General features: G+C 56.0%; 13 protein-coding genes and 1 riboswitch. Of the genes, 4 read left to right on the top strand and 9 right to left on the bottom strand.

From position 1 onward, the window contains the following. Positions 1 to 7 precede the first annotated feature (7 nt). Positions 8 to 1,876: an oligoendopeptidase F gene (gene pepF, locus H8K47_RS12925; RefSeq protein ID WP_186881831.1), complete on the top strand. Its 1,869-nt coding sequence runs from the start codon at positions 8 to 10 to the stop codon at positions 1,874 to 1,876. Between the two features lie 465 nt (positions 1,877 to 2,341). Then, positions 2,342 to 2,941 (top strand): hemerythrin domain-containing protein, encoded by a 600-nt coding sequence (locus H8K47_RS12920; RefSeq protein ID WP_186881830.1) that lies wholly within the window; start codon positions 2,342 to 2,344, stop codon positions 2,939 to 2,941. A gap of 133 nt (positions 2,942 to 3,074) precedes the next feature. On the opposite strand, the gene H8K47_RS12915 is transcribed toward H8K47_RS12920, so the two are convergent. After that, on the bottom strand, positions 3,075 to 3,998 hold the full coding sequence (locus H8K47_RS12915; protein ID WP_186881877.1) for a LysR family transcriptional regulator: 924 nt from the start codon (positions 3,996 to 3,998) through the stop codon (positions 3,075 to 3,077). A 140-nt stretch (positions 3,999 to 4,138) separates the two neighbouring features. Here H8K47_RS12915 and metE point away from each other — a divergent pair, with 140 nt between their 5' ends. After that, positions 4,139 to 6,457 carry a 5-methyltetrahydropteroyltriglutamate--homocysteine S-methyltransferase gene (gene metE, locus H8K47_RS12910; RefSeq protein ID WP_186881829.1) on the top strand — a complete coding sequence of 773 codons (2,319 nt, stop codon included), beginning with the start codon at positions 4,139 to 4,141 and terminating at the stop codon, positions 6,455 to 6,457. Between the two features lie 106 nt (positions 6,458 to 6,563). On the opposite strand, the gene mmsB is transcribed toward metE, so the two are convergent. From mmsB to H8K47_RS12875, 7 genes are all read right to left on the bottom strand, one after another. Further along, complete coding sequence (gene mmsB, locus H8K47_RS12905) at positions 6,564 to 7,469, bottom strand: 3-hydroxyisobutyrate dehydrogenase (RefSeq protein ID WP_186881828.1); 906 nt, start codon at positions 7,467 to 7,469, stop codon at positions 6,564 to 6,566. Continuing rightward, a complete protein-coding gene (locus H8K47_RS12900) occupies positions 7,466 to 8,707 on the bottom strand; it encodes an enoyl-CoA hydratase/isomerase family protein (protein WP_230410204.1) in 1,242 nt (413 codons plus the stop codon). Before H8K47_RS12900 ends, mmsB begins: the two co-directional genes overlap by 4 nt. Beyond that, positions 8,704 to 9,486 carry an enoyl-CoA hydratase gene (locus H8K47_RS12895; RefSeq protein WP_186881827.1) on the bottom strand — a complete coding sequence of 261 codons (783 nt, stop codon included), beginning with the start codon at positions 9,484 to 9,486 and terminating at the stop codon, positions 8,704 to 8,706. Before H8K47_RS12895 ends, H8K47_RS12900 begins: the two co-directional genes overlap by 4 nt. Further along, positions 9,483 to 10,643 carry an acyl-CoA dehydrogenase family protein gene (locus tag H8K47_RS12890; protein ID WP_186881826.1) on the bottom strand — a complete coding sequence of 387 codons (1,161 nt, stop codon included), beginning with the start codon at positions 10,641 to 10,643 and terminating at the stop codon, positions 9,483 to 9,485. The genes H8K47_RS12895 and H8K47_RS12890 overlap by 4 nt, the downstream gene beginning before the upstream one ends. Before the next feature lie 13 nt (positions 10,644 to 10,656). Continuing rightward, on the bottom strand, positions 10,657 to 12,213 hold the full coding sequence (locus H8K47_RS12885) for a CoA-acylating methylmalonate-semialdehyde dehydrogenase (protein WP_186881825.1): 1,557 nt from the start codon (positions 12,211 to 12,213) through the stop codon (positions 10,657 to 10,659). 251 nt (positions 12,214 to 12,464) lie between these two features. Further along, a riboswitch (cobalamin riboswitch) is annotated at positions 12,465 to 12,671 on the bottom strand. A 154-nt stretch (positions 12,672 to 12,825) separates the two neighbouring features. Beyond that, positions 12,826 to 13,680 (bottom strand): dienelactone hydrolase family protein, encoded by an 855-nt coding sequence (locus H8K47_RS12880; protein WP_186881824.1) that lies wholly within the window; start codon positions 13,678 to 13,680, stop codon positions 12,826 to 12,828. A gap of 26 nt (positions 13,681 to 13,706) precedes the next feature. Then, on the bottom strand, positions 13,707 to 14,150 hold the full coding sequence (locus H8K47_RS12875; protein WP_186881823.1) for a winged helix-turn-helix transcriptional regulator: 444 nt from the start codon (positions 14,148 to 14,150) through the stop codon (positions 13,707 to 13,709). A gap of 121 nt (positions 14,151 to 14,271) precedes the next feature. Between H8K47_RS12875 and H8K47_RS12870 the strand changes: the two genes are divergently transcribed. Continuing rightward, entirely contained in the window at positions 14,272 to 15,138 is an 867-nt protein-coding gene (locus H8K47_RS12870; protein WP_186881822.1) for an SDR family oxidoreductase, read from the top strand. A gap of 93 nt (positions 15,139 to 15,231) precedes the next feature. Here the strand turns inward: H8K47_RS12870 and recD are convergent, their stop codons facing one another. Then, complete coding sequence (gene recD / locus H8K47_RS12865) at positions 15,232 to 17,352, bottom strand: exodeoxyribonuclease V subunit alpha (protein WP_186881821.1); 2,121 nt, start codon at positions 17,350 to 17,352, stop codon at positions 15,232 to 15,234. Between the last annotated feature and the right edge of the window lie 19 nt (positions 17,353 to 17,371).

Genomic DNA, 17,371 nt, shown 5'->3' with positions numbered 1-17,371 from the left:
AGACCCCATGAAAAAAAATCTGATCGCCGCGCTGATTGGCCTTGCTTTTGCCTTCCCTGTCAGCAGTTATGCCAATCATCCGAATGATACCGAAGCCTACCGCTGGAATCTGCAAGATCTGTATCAGGATCGCGCTGCCTGGGATCTGGATGCAAAAAAACTGGAAGCGCAATTCCCACAACTGCTGACATGCAGCGGCCACCTGGGTGACTCACTGCCAAAATTCAAATCCTGCTTGGATCTGTATGCCGATATCGCAAAACGCTACTCTCGTCTGAGCACCTACGCTGCCCAATTCCGCGACCAGGATACCGGCAACAACGCTGGTCAGGATCTGGCGCAGACGGCCGACATCCTGGGCAGTAAATTTGAAGAGGCCAGTTCCTTTATCCGTCCCGAAGTGCTGAACCTGGGCGCAAAAAAAATCGATGGCTACCTGGCTAAAGATAAATCCCTGAGCATCTACCGCCACCCGCTCAATGACATACTGCGCGGTGCCAAACACACACTGGATCAGAAAGCCGAGGCACTGATCGCCACCTTCAGTATGGCAACCGGCACCGCCAGCGCGGTCTACTCCACGTTGTCCAATGCCGATATGCCCTGGCCTAAAGTGAAATTATCCAATGGCGAAGAAGTTGTGATCGACCAGGCGGCCTATACCAAATACCGCGCCGTGTCGAATCGTGCTGACCGCAAGCTGGTGTTTGATGCATTTTGGGGCAAATGGAAAGAATTCGAGCGCAGCTATGGCGTCACGTTTTATGAACAACTCAAAAGAGACAGCACCTATGCCAAGGTCAGAAATTATCCGGATTCGCTGACCCATGCACTTGATGCCAATAATTTGCCGCGCGCCGTGTATGACACCCTGATCAGCCAGACCCAGGCTAACCTGCCTACCCTGCACCGCTATTTCAAGCTGCGTGCGCGTATGCTGGGTGTGAACGATCTGCGCTACTACGATATCTATCCACCGCTGGTATCGGGCGACTTCAAATACAGCATTACTGAAGGCGTGAAATACATGCTGGAGTCGGTCAAACCGCTGGGTGAGGATTACACCAAGGCGATGACTAAGGCGACTACCGAACGCTGGATGGATGTCTACCCACGCGCGCGCAAACGCTCAGGCGCTTACATGACTGGCGCTGGCTATGACGTGCATCCTTACATCCTGTTGAATTACAACGACGATTATGAGTCGCTCTCGACGCTGGGCCACGAATGGGGCCACGCGATGCACTCCTATCTGGCGAATAAGGCGCAGCCCTTCATCACGGCAGACTACCCGACCTTTACCGCAGAAATTGCTTCTACCACCAATGAAGTATTCCTGCTCGATCACATGCTGAAAATCGCAAAATCGGATGATGAACGCCTGCTGTATCTGGGTTCAGCATTAGAAAACCTGCGCGGCACCTTCTTCCGTCAGGCCATGTTCGCCGACTTTGAACGCGAAGTCCATGCCAAGGTCGACAAAGGCGAATCCCTGACGGGTGAAGGACTGAGCCAGATCTATGGCGGCATCCTGAAACGCTACCATGGCGATCAGGAAGGCATCATGAAAATCGACGATGTGTATGCCACCGAATGGGCTTACATCCCACACTTCTACACCCGCTTCTATGTGTTCCAGTACGCGACCTCGATCGCTGCCGGTTCCATGTTTGCCGATGAAGTATTAAAAGGCACACCGGGCGCACGCGACAACTACCTCAACATCCTGAAAACCGGCGGCGCCGCCTACCCGTATCAGCTGGTGAAACAGGCTGGCGTCGACCTCGCCTCACCCGCCCCGTATCAGGCGGTGTTCAAGCGCATGAACAGCATCATGGATCAGATTGAAGGGATACTGGCTAAAAAACGCCAGTAAGCACGACTTCAGCGCCAGTGACGAAAAAAACCTGCCCGTCAAAGCAGGTTTTTTCTCATTTGCAGAATGAAAACCAAGGACAGGCGCGGCTCACCAGGCAAAAAGCCGTAGAAAGACACAGAAAATATAGGTCTGTGCAGGACTACTTCTATGATCAGATGGCGGGCAAGCTGACAGAACAACAGACTCCCGACAAAAATCTTATTGGTACATGCTCAATATTCAAACGCAGCCAATGCCAGCTTCTATACTTCAATTTACGGATGAGGTCAGCACTGCCTGTTGCAGCATTTACCTCATCACGATGCGTGAAATAGCGCAGACGCAGTCTGCTATTTGCGCCATATCAAAGGTGGCTTTGCCTGCACAGAGTAAATTCATCGCAGTTTAACTATCTTATCGCGCAATACAGTGTTTCAGATCCATATCAATTCAGATGCACAATCAAAAACAGGGAGATTTAAGATGAGCGCCAGGAATTTCCATCCGGTTTCAGTCGATATCATCCACCAGGAACACGAGCATTTGTCCGCTGTCATACAAGGCATGCTGTACTTTGTACGCTCAATCAAACAGGGCGGACCGGTTCCGGATCTGAAGGTATTTCGTGCCATGTTGTACTACATCGCCGAATATCCCGAAAAAGTCCATCATCCGAAAGAGGATCAGTACCTGTTCGCGAAAATCAAGCAACGCACGCACCAGCTCGATGCCGAACTCGATGCGCTGATCGAACAGCACACTAGTGGCGAAGTCTTAGTCCATCGTTTGCAGGATGCCTTGCTGCAGTATGAATTCCAGGGCCACACTGCATTCGACAAATTCTATGACTTGGTCGAGCAGTATGCCAAGTTTTACTATGCGCATATGCGTAAAGAAGAAGATGTGATCATGCCGGTCGCCAGGCAAGTGCTGTTTGTCGATGACTGGCAGGAAGTAGATGCCGCCTTCATGGAAAACCGTGAACGGCTGGATGACAGCGGTGAACGCTATCGCTATGAACAGTTATTCTCACTGATCGTGAATATCAGCCCTTCACCTATTGGTGTGGCTGACCCGCTGTAACTCTTTGATTTCAATCCCCCCGCTGCAAACTGCTGCAAACCCGGATCGTGCGCCAAGGCCACGGTCCGGTTTTTTTAGAAATTACACCAAACCGTTTCAACTACGTTGTGGCGCTAAATCCTGCCATGTAAATTCACAGCAATTCCACATTACTCAGCGTCAAAAAACTACTTTCACGGATAGTTTGCACAAAGTCGAGCAGATAAGCTTTGGATGACATGGCTGGCAGGCAGCTCGCATACAGACGACCGGTCAAGCCGTCGGCGCTGATTTTCTTAGCCAGCACATAATTCCGGTTCAGGTAGTTTTGCGCGGCCCATAAAGGCAAGGTCGCGATACCGCGTTTGCTCGCGACTAATTGCAGCATCGCGACTGTCAGCTCAGTCGTCCTGCGCGTAGTCTTGATACCGGCTGGCCGCAACACCTGCCGCACTACGTCGAGCATCTCATCCGGTACCGGATAGGTAATCAGGGTATCGCTGGCAAAGTCTTCGGCCACCAGATAATCGCGTGCCGCCAGAGGATGATCTTTGGCGACCAGCGCCACGATTTCATAGCGGAACAGCGGATGGTAATCGACTACCTCATCGGCATCCCGGTCGGCCACAATCGCAATATCAGCGCGGTGTTCGTGCAGCAAAGCGATAGGATCGGCATGAAAGCCCGACACAATATCGAGCTCCACCGCTGGCCAGCGTTGCCGGAAAATATCCATGGCTGGCATCAGCCAGTCAAAACAGGTATGGCATTCCACTGAGATTCTTAACTGCCCGGCCTCGCCCTGCGCCAGCCGCGCCATATCGCGCTCGGCCTCCGCCACAGCCGGTAGCAAGTCATCGCCCAGTTGTAGCAGCCGTTCCCCGGCTGCGGTGAAACGCACCGGCACCGACTTCCTCTCAAATAATTCCAGACCGTAGTGCTCTTCCAGTTGCTTGATCTGATGCGATAAGGCCGATTGAGTCACATTCAGCAAGCTGGCAGCGCGCATCAGATTGCCTGCCTCGCGCAGGGCACGCAGGGTTTTTAAGTGCCGTATTTCCAGTATAGATGCCATTATGAGTAAATTTCATGATGAATAGGAATTTATATCGTTTGAATAATACTCGACCCCAAGACAAAATGACAAGCCCGAAACCCGTATCAGGCTTACGCAATCAAGCCTCAGGTTTGCAACCACCCTTTGATCTGGAGTCCATCATGTCCTTAGCTCACATCCCCGGTTATCCGCGCATAGGCGCCCACAGAGAATTGAAATTTGCGCTGGAATCGTTCTGGCGCGGCGACAGCAACGAACAGCAATTGCAGGAACTGGCCGCCAGCCTGCGTCTGCGCCACTGGCAAAGTCAGGCGGATGCCGGTCTGGATCTGGTCACGGTCGGCGATTTCGCGTATTACGATCATGTATTGCAAACCCTGGCTTTGCTGGGCGCGATCCCGGAACGTTTTGGCTTCGATCCCGCCAGTCTGAATCTGCAACAGTATTCCGAACTGGCACGCGGCAACAACCAGCAGTTTGCGATGGAAATGACCAAATGGTTTGATACCAACTACCATTATCTGGTCCCGGAATGGAGCCAGCACACCCGCTTTGACGGCGGCACTGACTGGCTGTTTGACGAAGTCAGTCAGGCGCAGGCCGCGGGTTTTCAGCCTAAGATAGTGTTGCTGGGACCGCTGAGTCTGCTGGCACTGGGCAAAGTCAAATCCGGACTGTCACATGCACTGGAATTATTGCCGCCATTGCTGAGCGCCTATCAAGGCATACTGCAGCGCCTGCAACAGCAAGGCGTGACCTGGGTGCAAATCGACGAACCAGTGCTGTCACTGGATCTGGATGCGGCCTATCTGGCGCAATTCCTGCCCTGCTATCAGGCATTGAGCCTGCACGCGCCTAAGATTTTACTGGCCAGCTATTTTGGCGATGTAAGTCAGCATCTGGACTTACTGCAAAGCCTGCCTGTGGCCGGTGTACATCTGGATCTGGTGCGTGGCGCTCACCTGACGACGGATGTACTGGCGAACTGGCCGGCACCGCAGGTTTTGTCTTTGGGCGTGGTCGATGGCCGCAATATCTGGCGTACCGATTTGCGGCGCGCGCTGCACAAGCTGCAGCCTGTGCATGCGGCGCTAGGCGAGCGTTGCTGGATCAGCAGCAGTTGTTCTTTACTACATGTACCGGTCGATCTGGACAGCGAAACCCGGCTGGATAGCGAACTGAAAAACTGGCTGGCTTTCGCGAATCAGAAAATCACAGAAATCCAAACCCTGAGACTGGCACTGGATCAAGGTGAAGCAGCAGTCGCGGCCCAACTGGCGGCCAGCGATCAGGCCGTACAGTCGCGCCAGAACTCTAAGCGCATCCACAATCCGCTGGTACAAAAGCGTCTGCAAGCGATTGCTGCCAAAGATACTCAGCGTCATTCTGGCTTCAGCGAACGTATCCGCGCCCAGCAAGAAAAATGGCAGTTGCCGCTGTTCCCGACCACCACCATTGGCTCCTTTCCGCAAACACCAGCCATACGCCAGACCCGCGCCGCGTATAAGCGTGCTGAAATCAGCCATCTCGATTATCTGGAAAAAATGCGCGCAGAAATCAGCCTGGTAGTCAGCAAGCAGGAAGAACTGGGACTGGATGTGCTGGTACATGGCGAACCAGAACGCAATGACATGGTGGAGTATTTCGGTGAACAGCTGTGGGGTTATGGCTTTACCGATTTTGGCTGGGTACAGAGTTATGGTTCGCGCTGCGTGAAACCGCCGTTTATTTATGGCGATGTGTATCGCCCCGAAGCCATGACGGTAAGCTGGAGCGCCTATGCGCAAAGCCTGACCGACAAGCCGATGAAAGGCATGCTGACCGGACCAGTCACGATGCTGCAATGGTCTTTCGTGCGTGACGATCAGCCACGCGAAGTCACGGCGCGCCAGATTGCACTGGCATTACGCGATGAAGTCTGCGATCTGGAACAGGCAGGCATAGGCATGATACAAATCGATGAACCCGCATTCCGCGAAGGTCTGCCTTTGCGCCAGCAAGACTGGGCGCATTATCTGGACTGGGCAGTACAGGCCTTCCAACTGTGTGCAGCCGGGGTGCGCGATACCACCCAGATTCATACCCATATGTGCTATTCAGAATTCAACGACATCCTGCCCTGGATCGCTGCCATGGATGCCGATGTGATTACGATAGAAACCTCGCGTTCAGACATGGAATTACTGGATGGATTTTCCAGCTTTTCCTACCCTAACGATATAGGTCCCGGCGTGTATGACATCCATTCACCACGGGTACCCAAACCGGAAGAAATCGCTCGCTTATTGGGCAAGGCACGCAGCGTGATTCCCGATGCGCGTTTATGGGTGAATCCGGATTGCGGCCTGAAAACCCGCCAATGGCAGGAAACCGAACTGGCACTCGCGAATATGGTGGCAGCAGCACGTCAGCTCAGGCTGCTGGCCGAACAGGATCAGCAAGCCAGCGCAACGGTGGATGCGGTGGCGCAGCCAGTCTGAATGCAGTTGAAATAATCTGTACTAAAAAGCTGAGTATCTGCGCACCTGAGTATCCGCAACATTGCGGACTCAGGTGCGCATAACACGTTGAAACTGACGATCGGCGTCAGTCTTCGGCCTTACGCCCCAACAAGCTGTAAATGCTGGAAAAATCTAAAGCACCCGCGCCTTGCTGACTGTGTAAAGCATACAGATTCCGCGCCAGCTCACCCAGCGGCACCGCAGCCTGTACCGTGCGTGCTGATTCCGCAGCCAGGCCCAGATCCTTCAACATCAGATCCACCCCAAAACCGCCGCTGTAGCCGCGTGACGCGGGCACATTATCCATCACACCGGGACAAGGGTTATACAATTCCAGTGCCCAGTTACGGCCTGAACTCTGACGCATGATATCCGACAGCACATGCGCATCCAGCCCGTTCGCCACACCCAGCGCCAGCGCCTCTGCGGTACCCGCCATCAGTATGCCCAATAACATGTTATTGCAGATTTTTGCAGTCTGACCTGCGCCATAACTGCCTGCATGAAAAATGTTTTTTCCCATTGCGGACAGTATAGGACGCGCGCGTTCCAGATCATTGAGCAAGCCGCCCACCATGAAGGTCAGCGTGCCTGCGGCCGCACCGGCAGTGCCGCCTGAAACCGGCGCATCGAGCAAACTCAGGCCACGCTCCGCCGCCGCGCTGGCCAGCTGTATCGCAGTCTGCGGAGCGATTGTGCTGCAATCCAAAACCAGCGCATCGTCTGCGATCAGCCCCAGTATGCCGGGGCTATTCTTGGCACCAAAATACAGGGCTTCGACATGGCGGCTCGCTGGCAGCATAGAAATCACCACCTCCGCTTCAAGCACCGCATCGGCGGCGGAACTGGCACACTGCGCACCGGCGCTGGCCAGCTTATCCATAGCTGCAGCCGATAAGTCATACACCCTGAGGCGATGTCCGGCCTTGAGTAAGTTCAGCGCCATCGGCGCTCCCATATTACCTAAACCAATAAATGCAATCTGACTCATGCTGCTTGCTCCTCCAGGTTAATGTGCTCATTGTGCTCATTCTGCTGCACTGACACTTCGGGCTGGGCTAAGTCGTGTAACGGATGCTGAGGCCAGTCTGGCGCGGCAAACATGGCCGCCACTAACGTCTCCATGTGGGCTGCCGTCAGTTGCTGCAGATCGGCAGGCTGCCATTGCGGCTTACCGTCTTTGTCTATCAGTAAAGCGCGAATCCCTTCTGCAAAATCAGTGTGAGCGGCACAGCGTAAAGCCAGCACATATTCCATCTGAAACACCTGTTCCAGCGACATGGTGGCCGCACGCCGTTGCGCTTCCCAGGCCAGTGCCAGCGATAAAGGTGCGGCCTTGTGCAGGCTGGCTGCGGCTTTCTGCAACCAAGGGTCAGTGTATGCATGATCACGCAGTTTCTGCACGATGTGCTGCCAATTCTCGCCCTCGCACAAACGATCGATCAATGTAGCCGCTTCCTGCAAAGGCCCGGCTAATACGGCTTCCGGCATGGCGACACTATGCAGCAGCTGGCTCAATTGCTGAGCCGCTTCAAATGGTGAAATGCTCCAACCCTGGCGCAGGATAGCGGCGATCAGTTGCTCACGGCTCGCATGTGGAATTGCGTAATCAGCGATGCCCGCATACAGACAGTCGGCGCTGCGTAGCTGGGCGCCGGTCAGTGCCAGAAACAAGCCAATTTTGCCGGGCAGGCGTGACAGCATCCAGGAGCCACCGACATCCGGGAATAGGCCTATCGCGGCTTCTGGCATCGCAAAGCGGGTCGCTTCAGTCACCACTTTATGGCTGGCGCCCATCATCAAACCCACACCGCCGCCCATCACCACGCCATGCGCCCAGCACAGCACAGGTTTGGGATAACGGTGTATCAGATAATCGAGCTGGTATTCACTCGCAAAAAATTCTGCCGCATACGCATTCGCGCAGCAATCACCCGCTGCAGCCGAGGCATGATGCGTGCGCATAGACTGATACAGCTGTTGTAAATCGCCGCCAGCACAAAAGGCTTTATCACCACTCGCTTGCAACAGCACCAGCGCAATCTGCGGGTCGCTGGCCCATTGCTTCAGGCGCGCAGTCAGCAGCTGCACCATAGGCAGCGATAAGGCGTTTAAGGTCGCAGGCACGTTCAGGGTTGCGATTGCCAGCCGCTTGCCATCGGCACACACGCGCTCTTCAAATAAGACGACATCCATAGCCTTATCATTCATCACCTTAGCCTCCATCATTGATAACTCCAGTTAGGCTGACGTTTTTCTAAAAATGCCTGCACACCTTCGGTCTGATCGGGCCCGTCAAACAAATCCACAAAGGCTTCACGCTCCTGCACCAGCATGTGCTGTACCGGCTGGCTGCGTGCACCCTGTATCAATTGCTTGCAAGTGCGCAGACTGCGCGGGCTTTGTTTAGCAGCCAGGGCCGCCAGTTGCTGCGCCCGTTCAAGGGCCATGCTGCTGCCCACCACTTCCTGCACCAGACCGATACGCAAGGCGGTAGCGGCATCGATGCGTTCGCCCAACAAGATCAGGCGTTTGGCCCAGGCTTCACCAACCAGCCAGCTCAGATGCTGGGTACCACCAGCACAAGGCAGCAAACCGACCGTAGCTTCCGGCAGGGCCAGCACGGCCTGGGTTTCTGCGATACGGATATCACAGGCCAGCGCACACTCCAGCCCGCCGCCCATGGCATAGCCATTGATTGCCGCAACCGACACGCCGCGGAACGCCGCCAATGCCTCGAAGGCCTCACCAAAGCGGCGCGCCATTTCGCGTGCCAGCGCTTTATCGCCAGATGCAAATGCCTGCAAATCTGCACCCGCAGAAAAAAACTTTTGCCCGCTACCAGACAAAATCAGGCTGGTGATTTCAGGTCGCGCATTCAGGTCATGCACCAGCTGGGTCAATGCCATCAGGCCTTCACGCGTGAAGGTGTTTGCGGGTGGATTGTGTAAGCTGATCAGCGCAGTATGCTGTTCAAGTTGTACTTGCAGATTATGGTAGTGATTCATCGCAGTTCTCCGGTACTCAGGGTGTTGAGGAATTGACGCGCAATAATCGAGCGCATGATTTCATTGGTGCCTTCCACGATTTTGTGGGCGCGTGCATCGCGCATCAGGCGTTCCAGCGGGTATTCGCGGATATAGCCATTGCCACCGCAAATCTGCATCGCTTCATCGCAGACTTGAAAACCGACGTCGGTGGCAAAGCGCTTGGCCATGGCGCAATAGGCTGTCGCATGCACCGCCTGCTCATCCAGCTTGACGGCCGCCATACGGACTAACTGACGTGCCGCAATCAGATCGGTCAGCATGTCTGCCAGTTTGAATTGCACAGACTGAAAATCCGCCAGCAGATGGCCGAACTGACGCCGCTCACGCACATAGGTTTGCGCTGCATTTAACGCGCCTTGTGCAGCACCGATAGAACAGGCAGCGATATTGATGCGACCACCATCCAGTCCGCGCATGGCAAGCCGAAAACCTTGGCCAACCTCACCCAGCAAATGATCCTGCGGCACCCACACATCTTCAAAAAACACCGCACGCGTAGGCTGACTATGCCAGCCTAATTTTTCTTCCAGCCGGCCATAGCTGATACCGGCATTGCCTGCCGGCACCACAAACGCCGAGATACCGGCCGCACCCGCCGCGCCGGTACGTGCCATCACGATCAGCACATCGGACGCACCGGCGCCTGAGATAAATGCCTTGGCACCGTTGATACGATAACCGCCGTCAACCGCGCTGGCCTTGGTGCGCAGGGCTGCCGCATCGGAACCCGCACCCGGCTCGGTCAGGCAATACGAAGCCAGTTGCCGGCCCGAAGTCAGCGCGCTGGCCCAGCGTTCGCGCACGGCTGCACTACCCCAGCTGCACAGCATCCAGGTCGCCATATTGTGTATGCTCAGATACGCGGTGGTGGAGGGATCGGCCGCTGCCAGCTCTTCAAAAATGATGCTGGCGTCGAGTCGTGACAAGCCCAATCCGCCTGCGCTTTCAGGGGAATACAGGCCGCAAAAGCCCATGTCACCGGCTTTTTCTATCACGGCACGCGGGAAAAAGCCGTCCGCATCCCATTGCGCCGCCAGCGGTTGTAACTCTTGTTCAGCGAAACTGCGCGCCGCATCCTGAAACGCGCGCTGTTCCTGGTTGAGATCGAAATTCATCGCACTCACCCATTCACTTCAACGCGATCGTGGTATTCACACCAGCGCCAGCCTGGCTATCATCAAACCAGCGTTGGGTCACGGTTTTAGTCTGGGTATAAAAGCTGATGACCTGCTTGCCATAAGGCCCCAGATCACCGAGCTTGGAGCCGCGCGAACCGGTAAATGAAAACAAGGGTACTGGCACCGGGATAGGCACATTAATACCAACCTGACCGACATCGATCTCTTCCTGGAACTGACGTGCCGCCGCACCGGACTGGGTGAAAATCGCAGTGCCATTGCCATACGGGCTGGCATTAATCAGCGCAATAGCCTGCGCCAGATTCTCAGCTTCCATCACGCATAAGACCGGTCCGAAGATTTCCTGCTCATAGATATCCATGCCGGGACGCACCCCGGAAAACAGCGTAGGGCCAAAGAAATTGCCCTTTTCGTAGCCGGGTACTTGCGGGTTGCGGCCATCCAGTTCCAGCCTGGCACCCTGCTGCACACCACGCTCTATCAGGGTCGCCACGCGGTCCGCTGCAGTGCGTGAAATGACGGGCCCAATATCGGTACCGGCCTCCGTACCGGCGCTGACTTTGAGGGTACGCGCCACGTCGATCAGATCTGGCAACCATTCGCGTGCGGCACCAACCAGCACCGCTACCGAAACCGCCATACAACGCTGACCAGCCGCACCAAACGCCGCCCCCACCAGGCTGTTGATGGTCTGGGTACGGTTTGCATCCGGCATCACCACCGCATGATTTTTTGCCGCCATCATGCATTGCACGCGCTTGCCATTCAGGCTGGCGCGCTGATACACATGCTGACCCACGCGACCCGAGCCGACAAAGGACAGTGCACGGATATGCGCGTGATCACACAAGGCATTCACCACCTGTTCGCCGCCATGCACCACATTCAGCACACCGGCTGGCACACCGGCCTCCAGCGCCAGCTCGACCAGACGCATGGTCACCATAGGATCTTGTTCAGACGGTTTCAGCACGAAGGTATTGCCGCAGGCGATAGCCATAGGGAACATCCAGAGCGGTATCATGGCCGGAAAATTAAACGGCGTAATACCGGCACACACACCGATAGGCTGCAGCAAAGTATAGGTATCAACCCCATTAGCGACATTATTGGCCAGCTCGCCCATTTGCAGATTGCCGATATTGGCTGCATGCTCCACCACTTCCAGCCCACGGAAAATATCGCCTTCCGCATCGGCCAGGGTTTTGCCCTGTTCCGCGGTCAGCATCGCCGCCAGTTGCTTCATATTGTCGCGTATCAGTTGCTGATAGCGCAGGAAGATACGTGCTCGCGCACCGATAGGCGTTTTGCGCCAGTGTTGAAAGGCTTTATGTGCAGCATTGATCGCTGCATCAGTTTCTTCAGGTGTCGCAAACGGTACGCGTGCCAGCACTTCCTGCGTGGCGGGGTTGATGATATCGCGCCACACGGTACTGCGGGATTGCACGAATTCGCCATTAATCAGCAGTGGAATAGCCGGCACGGTGTTACCGGAATGCGCAGCAGAAGATACGGAACTTGCAGGGGATACGGCAGGATGGGTCATCTCAGTTTCCTTTACATCGTCACTGTGCCAGGCACAGAAATTAGCGATAAAAAGTCACCGACGCGTGTGCACACGTGTGCTGACACGAAGCGACACAGCTTCGGTGACCTGACTGAAAGCGCAGCAAGGGAAAAAATTGTGCGCCACGGCCAGCACCCTCCGTGCCAGACCGCGACCTCAGAGAACAGCGTGAGACGCAGACGCCAACCGCATCGCAATGATGCCGTTGCAGCCTGATCGCCAACCCGCGATTCGCTACAGATCATCAGGCCGGTATCCGGGCTCGTAAGACTTGCTGTCACGCCTTCCCAGTCTGTCGACCAGTGGCACAGAGTAACAACCACACTTACTTACCGTTGCGGGGGCAGCAGCGGCTTAGTCTGCAAGAGACGCACCACTTTCCCGTTTAACTGTCGCATCCAGAACGAACACGCAGCACCTGATGCAGAAAACAATAGCACCGATTGACGTTTACGTAAACGTCACTTATGAGAAACAAGAAAAAATATCGATGAAAAAAATTTGCGGGTGGTGAGACCGGCTCAGAATCAGAACCGGACTCAACACCCGCAGCTTACTGCTTCAGAGATCAATCACTCATCAGCAAGGACCTCAGGCCACGCCACCCCGCGCAAAGCAGGCCAGCATTTGCTGCCACGCGAGTTCCGACTGCTGTCCATCGTAACGCGGCATATCGATCACGCACCAGCCATGCTGAGCCGGGAACACGGTCACCTGTGCCGCCCTGCCCGCATCCTGCGCCGCCTGCTGCAGGATGGCCTGATGGTCGGGTTGCTGTGCATGATCGTCCTCGCCTATCGCTAACAGCAGACTGACTTCAGACGCCATCTGCGCGAACAGGCGGTGCGGGCTGTCGGCCAGATTGGTAATCAAAAATGCGCCATGGAAGGAAACCGCAGCATGAATGCGATCAGGCGCTGCCGCTGCAGCACGCAGCGCAAATGCCGCACCCAGACAATAACCGATGCTGGCGATTTTCTTGCTATGGTCAACCGCCGCCTGCCCATCCAGAAAAGCCAGTGCCGCATGCGTATCCGCCGCGATACCAGCCGGACGTATTCTTGCCACCCGCGGCCAGGCTGAATCGCGGTCAGCCAGCCAGTCGCTGAATTCCACATACAGCGGTGCTGGCGCATCGCGATAATAGTGATTCAGCACCAGCACCGCATAGCCCGCTGCGGCCAGCCGTGCTGCCATGATGCGCTTCGCTTCACGCAGACCGGCGATGTCCGGCCACAACAGCACGGCTGGATGGCTGCCCTTAGCCGGATGCACGAAGTACGCATCCATCTTGCCATCCGGCGTAACGATCACGACCTCACGCTGGGTCAGCTCTGCGCCATGCGACTGCCATTGTGGCGCGATGGCAGCGCGCCAGTCAGTTGCGGCCGACTGCGCTGCATTCGTTGCGTCGTTGATGGCTGCTGCGGTTTGTTCATTACACATGCTCACTCCCGGTTTGGACATTCAAATTATTTGGCGCGATTGCGGGTGGATACCGGCTGCGCCTCGTGGCGTTCACGTGCCGCCAGCACATCACCAATACGGATTTCTATCCAGTCTGCCAGCACCCGCACTTTTTCTGCGGCTTCCTGACCCAGTGGGGTGAGGCTGTATTCCACATGCGGTGGCACGACATCTTTTGCCTCACGCAGAATTAAGCCATCAGCCTCCAGCCATTGCAAGGTCTGCGCCAACATGCGCTCACTGACGCCGCCAACCGCACGCCTGAGTTCAGAAAAACGGCGCGTTCCGTTTTCCAGCACCATCAGAATAAGCACGCCCCAGCGACTGGTCACATGCTTGAGCACATCGCGCGAAGGACATGCTTCCATCAGCAAATCGCCGCGCCTGACTGCCTCGGACAAGGGCAGTCGCTCTGTCGTATCAGCCCGTTTTTTTGGTGATTTATTCATGTTATCACTTACCTTTATGTAAGTACTTACGAAAAGTTAGCGCCAATCGTACAATGATTTCAGTGCCGGATGCAAGCACCCGGACCATAGACACACATTGATCTCACTCAAGGAAAAAGCCATGACTATCGCAATTACAGCCGCTAACGGCCAACTCGGACGTCTCGTCATTCAACACCTCAGCACACGTGTCACCAACAGCGACATCCTGGCACTGGTACGCTCACCGGAAAAAGCGACCGACCTCGGCGTTGCTGTCAAAGCCGCTGATTACAGCAGTGATGCCACCACCCTGCAACTGGCACTGACAGGCGTGGATACCCTGCTGCTGATTTCCGGCAATGAACTGGGTCAACGCGTGGCGCAACACCGCAATGTGATAGACGCAGCCAAACTGGCTGGCGTGCGCCATCTGGTCTATACCAGCCTGTTACATGCAGACCGATCCAGCCTGAACCTGGCACCCGAGCATGTTGAAACTGAACAACTGATCAAGGCATCCGGACTCAGCTATACGATATTACGCAATGGCTGGTATGCAGAAAATTACACCGGCAATCTGGCACCCGCTATTGCGCATGGCGCACTGGTCGGCAGCGCAGCCGATGGCAAATTGTCGCTGGCACCGCGCGCCGACTACGCCGAAGCCGCCGCCATCGTACTGGCTAACCCGGCCGCCCACGCAGAACGCAGCTATGAACTGGCCGGTGACAGCGCACCGACTATGGCTGGAATCGCGCAGGAAATCTCTGCACAAACCGGCAAAACAATTCCCTATCATTCGCTGCCAGAACAAGAATTTGCGGCCATCCTGCTGCAAGCTGGCTTACCGGAAGTCTGGGCAAACGGCATCGCAGGCTGGGATGTGGAAGCCGCCAAAGGCGTCTTGTTTGACGACAGCAAACAACTGTCTGCACTGCTGGGCCGCCCAACCACCCCGCTCAGCGACTATGTACGCGCTGCATTAGCTGCTGTTGGAGTTGTGTGATCTGTTGAACTCAATGATGTGCGAATCCGGCACTGCCCGCGCGGTGCCGGATTCGTCATTTTTCAATGCATCTGCCATAGCAAGCAACAACACCTAGCTCAACAAGGCTTGCAAACCACTCACACGCTTAGTCTGGCGCTGTAGGGCATCCGCAAATACGCCAGGCTGTGGTGTCAGCAGTGTGAAGAACTGGCGCGCACGCGTGATGCCGGTGTACAGCAATTCTCTTGCCAGTAAGTTGCCGCCCTGTTCGGGCAAGACCAGTGCGACGTGTGAGAATTCTGAGCCCTGGGATTTGTGTACTGTCATCGCGAAGGCGGTTTCCACATCAGCCAGCCGGGTTGCGAGCACACTGCGCACCTGCTCGCCCTGCAGAAAATACACACGCAGCGAATCCGGGCGTCGCGGGTCAGGCAGGGTCATGCCGATATCGCCGTTAAATACACCCAGGCCGTAGTCATTACGCGTAATCATGACCGGACGCCCGGCATACCAGTCACTGCGTTTTTGTATCCAGCGCTGTGTCATCAAGGCTTGCTCGATCAGTGCATTCACACCGGCCACACCCCATTCGCCTTCACGTACCGCACACAGGATGCGGAAGCGGTCAAACGCGAGCAGCACCTGCTTTACCCAGGCCAGATAATCTGCTTCATTGCCAGCATCGGCGTTACTCTCTGCACCATCCTCTGCAGCATCAGACTGCAACACTGGCGCGGCTTGCAGCAATTGCAGATAAGTCAGATAACTGTCTTCCACTCCGGCACGACCAGCCAGCGCCAGTTGCAGCAAGGCAGGCAATTGCACCTGCGCATACCAGCTCAGCATGCCACTGTTATCGGTCTGTAGTAAGTGGCTGCTGGCAGCTACCTGACCCGCATTCACGGCGAGCGCAAGCTGACCGATGGGGCCACCGAAACGGCGGCTCTCACGCAGCATCACGGTTTGCTGCGCCAGTGCGGACTGACCATGCAGCATCGCTGCTGGCAGTTGCTGGCCGCTGGCGGCCTGTACATAGGCAGCGGTTTCAGGCAGATAGGCACCGGCACTCGCGTTGTGGCACAAATCGCCCAATACCGCACCGGCTTCCACCGAGGCCAGCTGGTCTTTATCGCCGAGTAAAATCAGCATCGCATGCGGTGGCAAAGCATCCAGAATGGCTGCCATCATTTCCAGATGCACCATCGACGCCTCATCCACAATCAGCACATCGACATCGAGTGGATTACCCGCATGGTGGCGGAAGCGGCGCGTATCGGGACGCGCACCCAGCAAGCTGTGCAAAGTCGCTGCCGGTGCCATGCGCGCCGCCAGTTCAGTCAGCGGCAGTTGGCCCTGCATTTTTTCTGCCAGCCCGGATAAGGCATGGTCGATCGCCTGCTTCAGACGCGCAGCCGCCTTGCCGGTCGGCGCAGCCAGCACGATGCGCAATTGCTCTGCCTGTGCAGATAAAGAAAACAGCAATGCCAGCAAACGCGCCACGGTATAGGTTTTACCGGTGCCGGGCCCGCCGGTGATGATACTGAAATGACTGCGCACTGCAATCGCACAGGCGATTCTTTGCCAATCCACCGTCTGCGCTGCGTCTGTGTTTTTGGCTACGCCGAACAGCGTATCCAGTCCCTGTCTGACCTGCTGCAAATCCAGTGACCGTGGCTGACTGGCCTTGCGCTGCACGGCGCTGGCGACTGCACATTCATAATTCCAGTAACGGCGCAGATATAGTCGGTCATCCACCAACAGCAGGGGTTGACCGTGATCCAGCTCCGCTTCGAGTAACACCTGACTACAGGCGGCGAGTTGACGCAGCCACAAGCGGCTGGTGGCGGGCAAAGGTCCGGCGCTGTTTTGCAAAGCCTGCCACTGTCCGGTGGGCCATCCCAACAAGGCATCCGGATCGCTCAATAAATCGGGAATGCGCAGACAGCTGTGCCCACGTCCTTCCAGTTCTGACAGCACCACGCAACTCAACAACAATACCGGGTCGGCGGTGCCCAGCTGTGCCACAAAGCGGGTAAATGCCACACCCAGACGACGCAGCTCGCCCTGCTGCATCAGCAGCTCCAGTTGTTGATCCAGCGCGGCCGGTAAGCCATGCTGGGCAGTGGTGACTGCAGCGATTTCCTGCAGCGCAGGATAGACTGGCTGAGATGGCGGCAGGGAGTGCTGCAAGGATTGCGGCGGCTGGGCCGGGTTAAGTTCTAAGCTGGACATCGTGGCTCACTGAATAGAA

Source organism: Cognatundibacterium rugosum, from assembly GCF_014284365.1.
GTDB classification, from domain to species: domain Bacteria; phylum Pseudomonadota; class Gammaproteobacteria; order Burkholderiales; family Burkholderiaceae_D; genus Undibacterium; species Undibacterium rugosum.
The sequence above is the reverse complement of the archived record's forward strand: the minus strand, read 5'-3'. Positions and strand labels throughout refer to the sequence as shown.

Excerpts from the sequence above, each read along its gene's own strand:
- recD (WP_186881821.1), bottom strand. The coding sequence starts at position 17,352 with ATGTCCAGCTTAGAACTTAACCCGGCCCAGCCGCCGCAATCCTTGCAG.
- H8K47_RS12880 (WP_186881824.1), bottom strand. The coding sequence starts at position 13,680 with ATGTGTAATGAACAAACCGCAGCAGCCATCAACGACGCAACGAATGCA.
- H8K47_RS12900 (WP_230410204.1), bottom strand. The coding sequence starts at position 8,707 with ATGATGGAGGCTAAGGTGATGAATGATAAGGCTATGGATGTCGTCTTA.
- H8K47_RS12890 (WP_186881826.1), bottom strand. The coding sequence starts at position 10,643 with ATGAATTTCGATCTCAACCAGGAACAGCGCGCGTTTCAGGATGCGGCG.
- H8K47_RS12920 (WP_186881830.1), top strand. The coding sequence starts at position 2,342 with ATGAGCGCCAGGAATTTCCATCCGGTTTCAGTCGATATCATCCACCAG.
- H8K47_RS12870 (WP_186881822.1), top strand. The coding sequence starts at position 14,272 with ATGACTATCGCAATTACAGCCGCTAACGGCCAACTCGGACGTCTCGTC.
- H8K47_RS12875 (WP_186881823.1), bottom strand. The coding sequence starts at position 14,150 with ATGAATAAATCACCAAAAAAACGGGCTGATACGACAGAGCGACTGCCC.
- H8K47_RS12885 (WP_186881825.1), bottom strand. The coding sequence starts at position 12,213 with ATGACCCATCCTGCCGTATCCCCTGCAAGTTCCGTATCTTCTGCTGCG.
- pepF (WP_186881831.1), top strand. The coding sequence starts at position 8 with ATGAAAAAAAATCTGATCGCCGCGCTGATTGGCCTTGCTTTTGCCTTC.
- metE (WP_186881829.1), top strand. The coding sequence starts at position 4,139 with ATGTCCTTAGCTCACATCCCCGGTTATCCGCGCATAGGCGCCCACAGA.
- mmsB (WP_186881828.1), bottom strand. The coding sequence starts at position 7,469 with ATGAGTCAGATTGCATTTATTGGTTTAGGTAATATGGGAGCGCCGATG.
- H8K47_RS12895 (WP_186881827.1), bottom strand. The coding sequence starts at position 9,486 with ATGAATCACTACCATAATCTGCAAGTACAACTTGAACAGCATACTGCG.